The 14,002-nt window shown below is 59.2% G+C and carries 11 protein-coding genes and 2 pseudogenes; 5 read left to right on the forward strand and 8 right to left on the reverse strand.

Annotated features, from left to right (window positions below; translation table 11 throughout):
• The first annotated feature begins 34 nt into the window (after positions 1-34).
• Positions 35-946: a D-hexose-6-phosphate mutarotase gene (locus AC4ANE_RS27050; RefSeq protein WP_031595760.1), complete on the forward strand. Its 912-nt coding sequence runs from the start codon at positions 35-37 to the stop codon at positions 944-946.
• A 20-nt stretch (positions 947-966) separates the two neighbouring features.
• Here AC4ANE_RS27050 and AC4ANE_RS27055 read toward each other — a convergent pair whose 3' ends face one another.
• The 4 genes from AC4ANE_RS27055 to purE form a co-directional block, all read right to left on the reverse strand.
• Complete coding sequence (locus tag AC4ANE_RS27055) at positions 967-1,500, reverse strand: DUF3299 domain-containing protein (protein WP_002555895.1); 534 nt, start codon at positions 1,498-1,500, stop codon at positions 967-969.
• 82 nt (positions 1,501-1,582) lie between these two features.
• Positions 1,583-1,828, reverse strand: a complete 246-nt coding sequence (locus tag AC4ANE_RS27060; protein ID WP_002555896.1) for a GlsB/YeaQ/YmgE family stress response membrane protein — start codon at positions 1,826-1,828, stop codon at positions 1,583-1,585.
• A gap of 165 nt (positions 1,829-1,993) precedes the next feature.
• The gene (locus AC4ANE_RS27065) at positions 1,994-3,076 is read right to left on the reverse strand and encodes a 5-(carboxyamino)imidazole ribonucleotide synthase (protein WP_002555897.1); all 1,083 of its coding nucleotides are present in this window, start codon (positions 3,074-3,076) and stop codon (positions 1,994-1,996) included.
• A gap of 9 nt (positions 3,077-3,085) precedes the next feature.
• Entirely contained in the window at positions 3,086-3,577 is a 492-nt protein-coding gene (gene purE / locus AC4ANE_RS27070; RefSeq protein WP_002555898.1) for a 5-(carboxyamino)imidazole ribonucleotide mutase, read from the reverse strand.
• Between the two features lie 378 nt (positions 3,578-3,955).
• On the opposite strand from purE, the pseudogene AC4ANE_RS27075 reads away from it, so the two are divergent.
• Positions 3,956-4,571: pseudogene (locus AC4ANE_RS27075) on the forward strand (reprolysin-like metallopeptidase).
• A 38-nt stretch (positions 4,572-4,609) separates the two neighbouring features.
• On the opposite strand, the gene AC4ANE_RS27080 reads toward AC4ANE_RS27075, so the two are convergent.
• Positions 4,610-5,521 carry a LysR substrate-binding domain-containing protein gene (locus tag AC4ANE_RS27080; protein WP_002555901.1) on the reverse strand — a complete coding sequence of 304 codons (912 nt, stop codon included), beginning with the start codon at positions 5,519-5,521 and terminating at the stop codon, positions 4,610-4,612.
• Positions 5,522-5,839: 318 nt separating this feature from the next.
• Here AC4ANE_RS27080 and aspA point away from each other — a divergent pair, with 318 nt between their 5' ends.
• The 3 genes and pseudogenes from aspA (at position 5,840) to AC4ANE_RS27095 (ending at position 10,031) form a co-directional block, all read left to right on the forward strand.
• On the forward strand, positions 5,840-7,264 hold the full coding sequence (aspA, locus tag AC4ANE_RS27085; RefSeq protein WP_002555902.1) for an aspartate ammonia-lyase: 1,425 nt from the start codon (positions 5,840-5,842) through the stop codon (positions 7,262-7,264).
• Positions 7,265-7,546: 282 nt separating this feature from the next.
• Positions 7,547-8,997: pseudogene (locus AC4ANE_RS27090) on the forward strand (alanine/glycine:cation symporter family protein).
• Positions 8,998-9,026: 29 nt separating this feature from the next.
• The gene (locus AC4ANE_RS27095; protein ID WP_002555904.1) at positions 9,027-10,031 is read left to right on the forward strand and encodes an asparaginase; all 1,005 of its coding nucleotides are present in this window, start codon (positions 9,027-9,029) and stop codon (positions 10,029-10,031) included.
• 59 nt (positions 10,032-10,090) lie between these two features.
• On the opposite strand, the gene AC4ANE_RS27100 is transcribed toward AC4ANE_RS27095, so the two are convergent.
• From AC4ANE_RS27100 to pdxR, 3 genes are all read right to left on the reverse strand, one after another.
• Entirely contained in the window at positions 10,091-10,978 is an 888-nt protein-coding gene (locus AC4ANE_RS27100) for a bestrophin family protein (protein WP_002555905.1), read from the reverse strand.
• A 120-nt stretch (positions 10,979-11,098) separates the two neighbouring features.
• Positions 11,099-12,310, reverse strand: coding sequence for a YeeE/YedE family protein (locus tag AC4ANE_RS27105; protein WP_002555906.1), 1,212 nt, complete (start codon positions 12,308-12,310; stop codon positions 11,099-11,101).
• A gap of 54 nt (positions 12,311-12,364) precedes the next feature.
• A complete protein-coding gene (gene pdxR, locus AC4ANE_RS27110; RefSeq protein WP_002555907.1) occupies positions 12,365-13,927 on the reverse strand; it encodes a MocR-like pyridoxine biosynthesis transcription factor PdxR in 1,563 nt (520 codons plus the stop codon).
• Positions 13,928-14,002 lie beyond the last annotated feature (75 nt).

A 14,002-nucleotide genomic window follows, 5' to 3' on the forward strand; every position in this document is an offset into this window, starting at 1 on the left:
TATTTTCGTCACGGTCATTGAGTGAGAACTTTGCATGCCAACATCCCCGGTTGAACCCAACGTTGAATCTGTCCAGTACGACGAACTGAACTGCTGGCGTATTCGCCACGGCGAAGCAGAGCTGCTGGTTGCGCAGCAGGGCGCACATATCCTCAGCTATCAAGTGGCCGGACAGCAGCCTCTGGTGTGGCTGAATGAAGAGGCGGTTTTCAAGCAAGGCAAACCCATTCGCGCGGGCATGCCCATCTGCTGGCCGTGGTTCGGTAACCTGGAACGCAACCCGCAAAGCGTGCAGGCAATGCGCGACAGCAGCGAACCTGCCAAGGCGCATGGTGAAGTGCGAGCGCTGGATTGGCAGTTGCTGGGGATCGGAGCAGATGGCGATGCACTGCTGGTGGAGTTCGTCCTTCCGGAAGCCGAAGGCCACCTGCCAGGCTGGCCGCACAACGTCGCCCTGAAACTCAGCATCCGTCTGGACCATGCTCTGAACGTCAGCCTGGTCAGCTACAACTGCGGCACAGAATCTGTCGTTATCAGCCAGGCGCTGCACACCTATTTCGCCGTCAGCGATGTTCGTCAGGTCAGCGTCGAAGGGCTCGACGGCCTGCGCTACATCGAAACCCTGGCAAACTGGGAAGAACGTGAACAGGCCGGCGACCTGACGTTCACTGGCGAAACCGACCGTATCTACAAGGATATACCGGGGGTACTCAGCATCGTTGACCCCCAATGGCAGCGCCGCATCCATATCCGCAGCACCGGCTCGAAATCAGCCATCCTGTGGAACCCGTGGATCGAGAAAACCGGCAAATTCACCGACATGGCAGCAGATGGCTGGCAGCGCATGGTCTGCGTCGAAACGGCCAACGTGCTGGACGACGTGGTGACGCTGGCCCCCGACCAGATGCATGTTCTGGGTGTGAGTATCTGGAGCGAGGCGCTCTGATCAGTTATTGATCAAGCCCATCAAAGGTCCGATTCAACCACAACGCGGACCTTTGACGCATCCATCGCATACGCCGCATCAGCCAGATCGTTACTGACCTTCTCGATTTTCAGGGTGCCTTCTACCCACAGTGGTGTGTAGATATCATCCAGTTTCAGGCCTTTGGGGTAACGCACAAGCACCAACTGGTTAGGCGGCGGTGGCGGGACGTGAATGCAGGCGCCTGGATAGGGCACGATGAAGAACAGCGTGCTGTGGCCCTTGGCATCGGTTTCGAGGGGTACAGGGTAACCGCCAAGACGAATGGTCTTGCCGTTCATTGCCGGGACGGTCTTGGTCGAATACATGACCGCAGGCAAACCCTTGCTCTGCTTCAAGCCACCCTTGCTGTCGAACGTGCCCATCGCTTCCGGAGAATTGTGGTCAATCTCGGGCATGGCTTCGAGGGCTTTTTGATCGGACTTGGGCATCAACTCTAGCCAGTCGGTTTCCGGCAACTGGGCGTGTGCAAGCCCGGACAGCAGCAGAAGAGTCATCAACAAGAAGCGGCGCATGATAAAGCTCGGCAAAGAAGGAAGAGTTGCCGCGCATTCTAGCCCTCTGTGCTGCGCAGAACAGAGGGCTGAACATTAAACGTTATTTCTTTTTGATCATGCCGTAGATAACCAGCAGGATGATTGCACCTACCAGCGCGCCGAGGAAACCTGCACCCTCGCCCGCTTGATAGATACCCAGCGCCTGACCACCATAAGTGGCTGCGAGCGAGCCGGCGATACCTAGCACGATGGTCATGATCCAGCCCATGCTGTCGTCGCCCGGCTTCAGGAAGCGAGCCAGCAGACCAACGATCAGGCCGATAAAGATGGTTCCAATGATACCCATGCCATTCCCCTCTGTATTAAGTGAATATGCCTGGGCTAATGAGCAGCCCCGACCTACTGCTATCTGAGAACAGCGGCAGGGAATGGTTCCGGCGCAATGGACAGTTTGCTTCGGGGTGGAGAATTCTTCATGAATGACAGGGCCTGGCGATAGCCGCGGGCCTGATCAGCCCTTGATCAACGCTTCAACCAGCTTCACCTGACGATCCAGCGTAGCGCGGTCAGCGCTGCGGACCGTAGCGTGTCCTACTTTGCGGCCAGCCTTGAACGCCTTGCCGTAGTGGTGCAGGTGGCAATCTTCGACGGCGATGACCTTGTCCACTGCTGGCACTTCACCGATGAAATTGAGCATGGCGCTCTCGCCGACCTTGGCTGTGGAGCCCAGCGGCAGACCGGCAACCGCCCGCAGGTGGTTCTCGAACTGGCTGCACTCGGCGCCTTCGGTCGTCCAGTGACCGGAGTTGTGGACGCGCGGCGCGATCTCGTTGGCTTTCAGGCCGCCGTCGACCTCAAAGAACTCGAATGCCAGCACGCCCACGTAATCCAGCTGCTTCAGGACACGACCGGCGTAGTCTTCGGCCAGTGCCTGCAATGGGTGATCGGTGCTGGCGATGGACAGGCGCAGGATGCCGCTGTCGTGCGTGTTGTGAACCAGCGGGTAGAACCGGGTCTCGCCATCACGTGCGCGAACGGCGATCAGCGACACTTCGCCAGTGAACGGCACGAAGCCTTCCAGCAGGCACGGCACGCTGCCGAGCTCGGCGAATGTATCGGTCACATCTGCTGCCGAGCGCAGGACCTTCTGGCCCTTGCCGTCATAACCCAGCGTACGAGTCTTGAGCACCGCAGGCAGGCCAATGCTGGCCACCGCAGCATCCAGATCGGCCTGCGACTGAATATCGGCGAATGCGGGCGTCGGAATGCCCAGATCCTTGAACATGCTTTTTTCAAACCAGCGGTCACGCGCAATGCGCAACGCCTCGGCGCTCGGATAGACCGGTACGAACTGCGACAGAAACGCCACGGTCTCGGCCGGAACGCTTTCGAACTCGAAAGTCACCAGATCGACTTCATCAGCCAACTGACGCAGATGGTCCAGATCGCCGTAATCGGCACGCAGATGCTCGCCAAGTGCAGCAGCACAGGCATCCGGCGCGGGATCGAGAAAGGCGAAGTTCATGCCCAGCGGCGTACCTGCCAATGCCAACATGCGGCCGAGCTGGCCGCCACCGATTACACCGATCTTCATGGAAAAACCTCAGGCGTGGCGCGGGTCTGGATTGTCCAGGACGCTGTCTGTCTGCTCAGCGCGGAATTTCTTCAGCGCTGCGTGGAATTGAGGGTGTTTGGCGCCCAGGATACTGGCCGAAAGCAGCGCAGCGTTGATCGCCCCCGCTTTGCCGATGGCCAGGGTCGCTACCGGAATACCCGCAGGCATCTGCACGATCGACAGCAGGGAGTCGACACCCGACAGCATCGACGACTGTACCGGAACGCCCAGCACAGGCAGGTGGGTCTTGGCGGCACACATGCCAGGCAAGTGAGCGGCACCGCCAGCACCGGCGATGATCACTTCAATGCCACGGCCCTCTGCTTCGTCGGCGTACTGGAACAGCAAGTCCGGCGTGCGGTGAGCTGAAACCACCTTGACTTCATAAGGGATGCCGAGCTTTTCCAGCATGTCGGCAGTGTGGCTAAGGGTGGACCAATCGGACTTGGAGCCCATGATCACGCCAACCAGTGCGCTCATCGTCGTGCCTCTCATCGGGCGCCCGCAGGCGCGTCTGAAAACAACAAGCCACGCGGGGGAACCGGCGTGGCTTGTTGTACGAATAGTGACCGATTTAGCCGGCCAAAGGCCGCGCAGTATACCGCAAAGTGGTGAGTTTAAAGCACCTGCGATCACCTTCTGTCAGCAGCACCGCCAGAGATCGACGCAAGCCGTGCCCTAGAGCCGGACACACTAAAATTCCAACACGTTAACCAGCGCGCCTTACAACATGAAAGGCCTTGCCCTACGACGCTAAACGACATAGCAGGACTGTCAGGCCCGGACAGTATTTGTTTAACTGGAAGCGCGAAATTGAAGTCGCAATCTAACCTGACTCTCAAGGATGAGAACGTACCAATGAAAAACAAACTGACAGTCTGGCTGTCACTTGCCGTCTTTTTTTACCTGCCATTTGCCAGCGCCGCCGGCCCCAATCTGGGACTGTTCGTGATCATGCACGATCAACTGACAAAATATGAACGCGCTGAACTGGGTGACAACTACTTGAATCCCTTTCTCGCTCAGTTGCAGGAAATCACGGGGCGCAGGACAACGGTCACATTCATCAACGACGAACCGGGCCTTACAGACTTCGCCTATCGTGGGGAGGAGGATGAACAGTCGTTATACAGGCTATTTCAGACGAGCACCGCTTACGCAGACGCTAAAAACCTGCCACGCCCGTCCGAGCGCCATAAATACGTGCTGGTGACTTCCAATAAAATCCACGGGACCGTTACACGGCGTTGCAGCAACAAGCCATCACGTCGCGATGGCGTCCCTGAAAGATTACAACACGCTGCCGCATGAGATCGGCCACCTGTTTGGCGCTACGCATGAGGCGGCTAGCGGTTTTCCATGCCAGACGACTATGTGGGGATACTCCACCACCTCAATCATCCCCTGCTATTACTTCAGCGATGCCAACAAGGAATTGATTCGCAAATACGTCGATAACATATCTGTTCGCTGAGCAAACGGCCTGTTGTCATGCATCACAACAGGCCGTTTTTATGCTTCGCCCGGCGACGCTGCACTCTCAAGCTTGCGCCACAGCAGGCGCACATTGGCCTTGCGTACCAGAGCGCAACGGTAAAGGCGAATCTCCAGCGGCACATGCCACTGCGGCCCGCCACACACCACCAGTTCACCGCGCGCCAGTTCGGCGCGCACACTCAGTTGCGGAACCCAGGCGATGCCCAGCCCTTCCAGTGCCATGCTTTTCAGGCTATCGGCCATTGCCGTCTCGTAAACCGTCGTGAACCGCAGGTTGCGCTGACGCAGCAGCAGATTCACCGAGCGCCCGAGAAAGGCCCCGGCGCTGTAGGCAAGCAACGGCACACTGCCCTCGCCTTCCATATCGAATAACGGCTGCCCATCGGCATCTGCCGCACAGACCGGCAACATCTCGGTATGGCCCAGATGCAGCGAGGGGAAGATTTCAGCGTCCATTTGCAGCGCGGCGTCAGGATCATAGAACGCCAGCATCAGATCGCAGCCACCTTCACGCAACGCGTGTACGGCATCGCCAACGTTGGTGGCCACCAGCCGGGTGGCAATGTTCAGCCCTTCGTTACGTAGCTGGGCAATCCAGCGCGGAAAAAACCCCAACGCCAGCGAGTGTGCCGCAGCAACCTGCATCACCTCGCCCTGCCCACCTTCCAGATGATGCAGATGGCGCACGACTTCGCCCAGTTGCTCGACCACGGTACGCGCGGTGACCAGAAACAGCTGCCCGGCAGCCGTCAGTTCGATGGGCGTGCGCGAGCGATTGACCAGCGTCAGCCCCAAGGCCGACTCAAGACTGCGGATACGCCGACTGAACGCTGGCTGAGTTACGAAACGACGCTCGGCGGCCTGAGAAAAGCTGCGGGTGGCCGCCAGGGCGCTGAAATCCTCCAGCCATTTGCTTTCCAGATTCATCAGGTCCTCCCGGACAATGGATGACTGCTTCGACAGGCAACTGCGCATGCCCTGCACCCACCCGGCTTGAAGCGACCGCAGTGGGACGACCGGCAACGCGCTGCGGATACATGGCCAGACGGCTCTGGCAAGGTCGCCGAAGCAGCGTCCGGGTGCGACATTTTGCCCCCTTTAGGCACTTAACGGAATCCGGGTCACACCCTGATTATGCCGTTATTGCATAGGCCAGCGTTTAACAGCATTGGTCAAGACAGGGTGGGAAGCCCACTATTCGCGGCGTTCCGGCATTGTCCGTGCCTTTTTGAGACTTCTTTTATCATGTCCTCGCCTGCATCATCGCGCATCGAAAAAGACCTGCTTGGTGTTCTCGAAGTACCTGCCAACGCGTATTACGGCATTCAGACCCTGCGAGCGGTGAACAACTTTCACCTCTCAGGCGTGCCGCTTTCGCACTACCCTAAACTGGTTGTGGCCCTGGCCATGGTCAAACAGGCGGCAGCTGATGCAAACCACCAGCTCGGACACCTCAACGATAAAAAGCATGCGGCCATTAGCGAGGCCTGCGCCCGTCTGATCCGTGGCGACTTCCACGATCAGTTCGTGGTCGACATGATTCAGGGCGGTGCCGGCACGTCCACCAACATGAACGCCAACGAAGTCATCGCCAACATCGCCCTGGAAACCATGGGCTTCGAGAAAGGCGAATACAAGCACCTGCACCCCAACAACGATGTAAACATGGCGCAGTCGACCAACGACGCCTACCCGACCGCGATCCGCCTGGGTCTGCTGCTGGGCCATGACGCCCTGCTCGCCAGCCTCTCCAGCCTGATCCAGTCGTTCGCCGCCAAGGGCGAAGAATTCAACCATGTGCTGAAAATGGGTCGTACTCAGTTGCAGGACGCCGTGCCAATGACCCTGGGTCAGGAGTTCCGCGCCTTTGCCACCACCCTGACAGAAGACCTCAACCGCCTGCGCAGCCTGGCACCGGAGCTGTTGACCGAAGTGAACCTGGGCGGCACGGCCATCGGCACCGGCATCAACGCCGACCCTGGCTACCAAAAGCTTGCCGTCGACCGCCTGGCGCTGATCAGCGGCCAGCCTCTGGTGCCGGCAGCCGATCTGATCGAAGCGACCTCCGACATGGGCGCGTTCGTACTGTTCTCGGGCATGCTCAAGCGTACTGCGGTCAAGCTATCGAAGATCTGCAACGACCTGCGCCTGCTTTCCAGCGGCCCGCGCACCGGGATCAACGAAATCAACCTGCCGGCACGCCAGCCCGGCAGCTCGATCATGCCCGGCAAGGTCAACCCGGTAATCCCGGAAGCGGTCAATCAGGTTGCTTTCGAAATCATCGGCAACGACCTGTCGCTGACCATGGCCGCTGAAGGCGGACAATTGCAGCTCAACGTGATGGAGCCACTGATCGCTTACAAGATCTTCGACTCTATCCGCCTGTTGCAGCGCGCCATGGACATGCTGCGCGAGCACTGCATTGTGGGCATCACGGCCAACGAACAGCGCTGCCGCGAGCTGGTCGAGCATTCGATCGGCCTGGTGACCGCACTGAACCCCTACATCGGTTACGAAAACTCCACCCGTATCGCCCGCATCGCGCTGGAAACCGGCCGCGGCGTGCTGGAACTGGTGCGTGAGGAAGGTCTGCTCGACGATGCCATGCTCGACGACATCCTGCGCCCGGAAAACATGATCGCTCCGCGTCTGGCCCCCTTGAAGGCCTGACAGGAAATGACCTGCGCACCAAGCTCACCAGATTGAGGGCCTAGACACCCCTCAATTTTTTGAGGGTCTGGGAGTGATTCTCCAGACCCTTTTTTTTGCCTGCAGCAAAGGGCTCCGACACTGGACCCAGAGCCTTCGGCAACCCACCTTGGCGGAGTAATCCGTGGAAGTATTCATTCATCGTCGCGAATGAAGAATCAGACGTCCAAGAAAGCGACTACAGACGTAAAAACTTTGCACCGGTATAGTGCGCCCCCTCAAAAGTAGCGAGGAATAACAAAAATGCTGGAAATGATTAACGACTTTCTCTCCGGTAAGGTACTGATCGTACTTATCGTTGGCCTGGGTAGTTACTTCACGATCCGCTCGCGTTTCGTTCAGTTTCGACACTTTTTCCACATGTTCTCGGTTTTTCGCGACAGTCTGCGCAGCAGCGCGGGTCAGTTGAGTTCGTTCCAGGCCCTGATGCTCAGCCTTGCGGGCCGCGTCGGAGCAGGCAACATCGCAGGCGTCGGCATTGCCGTAACGCTGGGCGGTCCGGGCGCCGTATTCTGGATGTGGGTCACCGCACTGGTCGGCATGTCCAGCAGCTTCATCGAGTGTTCACTCGCTCAGCTCTATAAACGCAAGGATTCCGAAGGACAATTCCGCGGCGGTCCGGCGTTTTACATCCAGCACGGTCTGGGCAAGCGCTGGCTAGGCATGGTCATGGCCGTACTGTTGCTGGTGACCTTCGGTTTTGCCTTCAACGGCCTGCAATCCCACGCCGTGACCGACTCGCTGAAAAGCGCGTTCAACATCGACACCCGAACCACCGGCATCTGTCTGGTCGTGCTGCTGGGTCTGGCCTTCGTCGGCGGCATCAAGCGTATCGCGGCAATTTCCGACCTGCTGGTTCCAGTCAAGACCCTGATCTATATCGCGGTCACCATCTACGTCATCGTTCTGCAGATCGACCACGTTCCCGGCATGCTGATGACCATCGTCAGAAGCGCCTTCGGTCTTGACCCGGTATTCGGCGGCCTGATCGGCAGCGCTATCGTGATGGGCGTCAAGCGTGGCGTGTTCGCCAACGAAGCCGGTCTGGGCAGTGCGCCCAACGTGGCTGCCGTGGCGCATGTAGAGCACCCGGTTGCACAAGGCGTGGTTCAGGCGTTCAGCGTGTTCCTCGACACCTTCGTAATCTGCACCTGCACGGCCTTGCTGATCCTGCTGTCCGGTATCTACGACATCGGTTACGACGGCAACGGCATCGTTCTGGCGCAGAACTCGCTGGCCGCAGTGGTCGGTGACTGGGGCCGAATCTTCATCAGCGTGGCGCTGGCACTGTTCGTCTTCACCTCGATTCTCTACAACTACTACCTGGGTGAAAACAGCCTGCGGTTCCTGTTTGGCGAGAAGATCCAGACCATCATCATCTACCGTATCGCGGTGCTGGTACTGATCATGTGGGGTGCCGTCGTCGACCTGAAAGATGTACTGGCGTTCGCCGACATCACCATGACCATGCTGGCGTTCGTTAACCTGATCGCACTCGCCATGCTGTTCAAAGTCGTCAAGCGCATTCTGAACGACTACGATTCGCAGCGTCGCGCTGGCATCAAGGCGCCGGTGTTCGATTCCAGCCAGTTCCCTGATCTGGACCTGGATCGCATGCATGGCCAGCCAATCCGACCCGTCAGTCGACACAGGACGCCGAAGCGGCAGCCAAGCCTGTACCCGAAGCACGATAACCAACGCGACCTTACGCCGGAGAACAACCATGACTGATCATGCACATAAACCCGCTCAGAGCGTCATGGTTCTTTACACCGGCGGCACTATTGGCATGCAGGCCAGCGCCAACGGCCTGGCACCCGCCTCGGGTTTCGAGGCGCGGATGGCCGGGCAACTGGCCGAGCACCCGGAGCTGGTGGTGCCGCAGTGGCGCTTTCGCGAGATGTCGCCGCTGATCGACAGCGCCAACATGACCCCTTCCTACTGGCTGCGCCTGCGTGAGGCGGTGATCGAGGCGGTGGAGGTCGATGGCTGCGATGCGGTGCTGGTGCTGCATGGCACCGACACCCTGGCGTACAGCGCAGCGGCGATGAGCTTCCAGTTGCTGGGGTTCAGCGCACCTGTGCTGTTCACCGGCTCTATGCTGCCTGCCGGCGTGCAGGACAGCGATGCCTGGGAAAACGTCAACGGTGCCCTGCTGGCGCTGGGTTCGGGTCTGGCGTCAGGCGTTCAGCTGTATTTCCACGGGCAACTGATGACGCCTGTGCGCTGCGCGAAAATTCGCAGCTTCGGTCGTCAACCGTTCGCACCGCTGCAACGCTCGCGTGGCGGTCATGCGGTGGTTTCGCTGCCCGATGCACTGAACTACCTGCAGGAGAAGACGCTTGCAGAGGTCGCCGTGTTGCCGCTGTTTCCCGGCGTCGGCGCAGCTCAGCTGGACGGTCTGATCAACAGCGGTATTCGGGGTCTGGTGCTTGAGTGCTTCGGCAGCGGCACCGGGCCAAGTGATGATCCGCAGTTTCTGGCCAGCCTGGAAAATGCACGAGCGCTTGGTATCTGCGTGGTGGCGATTACCCAGTGCCACGAAGGCGGTGTCGAGCTGGATGTCTACGAAGCGGGGAGCCGTCTGCGCGGTGCAGGCGTGCTCTCCGGTGGCGGCATGACCCGTGAGGCAGCGCTTGGCAAACTGCATGCACTGCTGGGGGCAAGCCTGACGACCGAGGAAGTCAGGCGGCTGGTCGAACTGGACCTGTGTGGCGAGTTGCGTTAAGCCGCCGCAATCTCTGCGTTATCCGAGGCGTTCTGCACACGCGTAACGCCTCACCCTCTTTACGAAGCCTTGCTTTCTTCCTGCGCACCCCTGAGCATCGAATCCAGATTACGCTCGATGTTTTCGCACAAAGCCGTCATCTGAATCTCATGTTCGCTGGCACGGAACGGACTCTGCAGGTCGGTGCCGATCTTTTCGATGGCCAACAGCATGAAACCCACCACCGTCGACGCCAGTGGCGTGAACCAGCCCAGGGTCTCCACCAGGCCAATCGGTACGATCAGGCAGAACAGCGTGATGAACAGACGCGGAAAAGCGACGTACGGATAAGGCAATGGTGTGTTGGCAATACGCTCCATACCGCCCTGGCAATTGGAGATGTCCACCATGGTCGACTCAAGACGCGCCAGACGAATGCTGTCCAGCCGCCCCGCCTGATACTCCTTGGCCAACAGCGCTGCGGAGGTGTTGAGCAGGTCGTTAGGGAAATTGTTGGTGTCGTGACGGCGCTCGAATTCCTCGCGGGGAATCAGCATCTGAATCTCGTCGCCACACTTGGCGCCTTTCAGGTGCGCGGACAGGCATTTCACGTAGGCGACATGGCGACGCAACAGCGTGGCCTTGACCGGGTTGATCCCGTCGTCATCCTCGACCAGCGTCAACACCTGCCGAGCGAAGCTGCGCGAACTATTGACCAGCGCGCCCCACAACGTTCGTGCTTCCCACCAGCGGTTGTAGGCGCTGGAATTACGAAAGCTGGTGAGGACCACAAGTGCCGAGCCCAGCAGGGTCAACGGCATGGAAGGCAACGTGATCTTGCGCTCCAGATACAGCATGAAGTCGACCGTGACGATCACATCCCAAATCAACAACCAGAAAAGCGACCAACCCACGTAACCGATGGTCTTGCCGAGAAAACGGATTTTCGAAATGATCGTTTGCTGCAAAAGAACTACCCCATCGAAAAATAAGCGAATCGCAGGCTGACATCTGCCGCATGGCCTTTGAATGCCAAACCGGCAGATGGTTCGCAAACGACCCGCTTTATCTTGGGATTACAGACTTCCTCAGCAGCCAGTCAGCGCCACTTGCGGGCGTTCGCCAGCAAAGAAAATCGGCCTCAAACGCACGCCGATCACGTTACCGGCGTAGGCTGCAACCAGCCATAGCCAGCCGTGCAGGCTACCCGAGGCAATACCGCTGAAGTACGCGCCGATGTTGCAGCCGTAGGCCAGTCGAGAGCCATAACCCAGCAGCAACCCGCCGATGACCGCAGCAACCAGCGAGCGCGTGGGAATGTCCAGGCTCGGCGCAAAACGGCCGGCCAGCCCTGCCGCCAGCAAGGCACCGAGCATGATGCCGATGTCCATCACACTGGTGACGTCTTCCCACACCGGAGCCGCCAACGCCTTGGCATTCGCCGCGCTCTGCCAGAACACCCAGCTGCCGACGTCCACACCCAGACCACTGGCTACCTTCGCGCCCCATAGCGCAAACGCCGAGGTGATGCCCCACGGACGACCCGCCAGCGCCAGTGTTGCGTAATTGAGCAGCGCCAGCGCGACAGCGCCCCAGACCAGAACCCATGGCCCGCGCAGCACCCGGCTCAACCCACGATGGTCAGTGGTAACCGGCGTTTCAAGCTGTCCATGACGCCGCTTTTCGAGCTTCACGGTTATGAAAGCGATCAAGGTGAACAGAGCGAGATTCACGATCAGCGCAGGCAATACGCCGAAGGTCTTGACCACCGAAACTGCCGGGAACGAAGGCAGGGCCAACCACCAGTCGACGTGATGGGTCGCAATCAACGAACCGAGGATGAAAAACAGCAGCGTCACCAGCATGCGTGCATTGCCGCCACCTGCGGTGAACAACGTACCGGACGCACAGCCACCGCCCAGTTGCATGCCGATACCGAAGATGAACGCCCCCACGACGACCGAAATTCCGACCGGCGCAACCAGTCCGGTAACGGGCTGACCGAACAGCGTGCCAGCACCCAGCGCAGGGAAAAACAGCACCACAGCCACCGCCAGCATGACCATTTGCGCCCGCAAACCCGCACCGCGCCGCTCACGGATAAACACCCGCCACGCCGAGGTGAAGCCGAATGCCGCGTGATACAGCGTCACGCCCAGCGCTGCACCAACGATCCACAGCATTACCTGGCGGGTGCCGACACTGAGCAGCAGAAACTGGGCGCCCATCAGCAGCAGGAACAGCGCAGCCAGCGGCGCGCCGAACTTGCGTCCGGGTGTTGCAGTAAGAGAGTTGTTCATGGGTATCTCAAGGACAAGTAACAGAAAGTGCAGATTATACGCCTGCCAGCGGGACTACTCGGACCAGGCCTTGCGCAGCCTGTTCAATGCATCGGCAATCTCGACCTCGGGCACGGCGGCGAAACCCAAAACCAGCCCGGCGCGGTTATCCACAGGCTCACTGAAGTCGGGCAGCCAGTAATCACTCAAGGCATTCATCTCGACGCCAACGCTACCAGCCTTGGCAATCAGTGCCTGCTCACGCGCGACACTGTCTACCTTGACCATCACATGCAGCCCTGCAACCACCCTGGGCATTGCAGCGCACCCTGCTATGTCGGCAGGCCAGTTATCCAGCAGCGCATTGCGACGACTCAGCGCCGCGCGACGCATACGACGGATGTGTCTTTGGAAATGCCCCGACGCAATGAATTGCGCCATGACCGCCTGCACGCCAATCTCGGTATGGCGCATGTCTACCGCCTTGCGCTGGCTGAACGGGCGGACAAGTTGCTCAGGCAGAACCAGATACCCCAGGCGCAGCGCCGGAAAGGCGACTTTTCCGAATGTGCCGACATAGAGCACTCGACCACTCTGCTCCAACGCAGCCAACGGGGCCAATGGCGAACCGCTGTACCGATACTCCCCATCGTAATCGTCCTCGACAATCCAGCTCTGGTGCCTCTCGGCCCAGGCCAGTAACTCCAGGCGCCGTGCCAGGCTCATGACTACGCCAGTCGGGTACTGATGCGAAGGGGTCACATACGCCAATCTGCAATCGGCCTGCTCAAGCTCGGCGCAACGCATGCCCTCGTTATCCACAGGCACGCCGTGCAATCGCGCACCTGCCAGTGCAAACGCATGACCCGCCGCGCGATAGCCTGGATTTTCCACAGCAACGCTATCGCCCGGCGTCAAAAGCAACTGTGCACAAAGGCTGATTGCATGTTGCGCGCCGCTGGTGATCACAATTTGCTCAGCCGTGCAGTGCAACCCACGCGATGAACGAAGATAAACGGCAATCAACTCACGCAGCCGCAAATCTCCCGCAGCGGGGCCGTAACCCAGCTGAGCAAGGTCCGGCTTGCGCCAAAAGGCCGTATACAGCTTGCCCCACAAGGCAAATGGAAAAAGATCGAAGGCTGGAACGCCTACTCGAAAAGCCCGCGGCCTACCCGTCGGCGGCTCGTGCAAATGATGCTTTTCGAGCAGCACGCGTGTCGCGCTGTGGATAACTTCATCGGAACAATTCGACGGCATTTCCGCCGCAATTGTGGACAAACCTGTGTGTAACCCTGTGGATACACCTGTGGGTAAGTTGGTGGATAGTTTTTTACGGCTTGGCCGTCGAGGCGCAGCGCTTCGTTCAGACAGCTGCGCAACATACGTACCGTCGCCAACGCGCCCTTCAATAAAACCCTCGGCATACAGCTGGTCATAGGCCCGTATGACGCTGTTACGGGAGATGCCCAGTAAATGCGCCAAATCGCGACTGGCGGGCAGACGCATGCCGCCACTCAAGCGCCCATCCAGCACTTGCTGGCGCAAAATCTCGTAGAGCTGCTTGCTCAAGCCGTGATTCGGGTCCAGCTCAATGCCGGTAAGCGTGGGTGGAAACGCGACAGGGGCGATGGGCATGAATTGGCCCCATGAAAATTATAAAAAATGGATCTTACATCAGACCAACCTTGCCTACGATCGTTTCATCAGCCA

The organism is Pseudomonas sp. Pme6b (genome assembly GCF_058129925.1).

Coding starts and splice junctions, on each gene's coding strand:
- AC4ANE_RS27050 (WP_031595760.1), top strand. CDS start 35: ATGCCAACATCCCCGGTTGAACCCAACGTTGAATCTGTCCAGTACGAC.
- AC4ANE_RS27055 (WP_002555895.1), bottom strand. CDS start 1,500: ATGCGCCGCTTCTTGTTGATGACTCTTCTGCTGCTGTCCGGGCTTGCA.
- AC4ANE_RS27060 (WP_002555896.1), bottom strand. CDS start 1,828: ATGGGTATCATTGGAACCATCTTTATCGGCCTGATCGTTGGTCTGCTG.
- AC4ANE_RS27065 (WP_002555897.1), bottom strand. CDS start 3,076: ATGAAGATCGGTGTAATCGGTGGCGGCCAGCTCGGCCGCATGTTGGCA.
- purE (WP_002555898.1), bottom strand. CDS start 3,577: ATGAGCGCACTGGTTGGCGTGATCATGGGCTCCAAGTCCGATTGGTCC.
- AC4ANE_RS27080 (WP_002555901.1), bottom strand. CDS start 5,521: ATGAATCTGGAAAGCAAATGGCTGGAGGATTTCAGCGCCCTGGCGGCC.
- aspA (WP_002555902.1), top strand. CDS start 5,840: ATGTCCTCGCCTGCATCATCGCGCATCGAAAAAGACCTGCTTGGTGTT.
- AC4ANE_RS27095 (WP_002555904.1), top strand. CDS start 9,027: ATGACTGATCATGCACATAAACCCGCTCAGAGCGTCATGGTTCTTTAC.
- AC4ANE_RS27105 (WP_002555906.1), bottom strand. CDS start 12,310: ATGAACAACTCTCTTACTGCAACACCCGGACGCAAGTTCGGCGCGCCG.
- pdxR (WP_002555907.1), bottom strand. CDS start 13,927: ATGCCCATCGCCCCTGTCGCGTTTCCACCCACGCTTACCGGCATTGAG.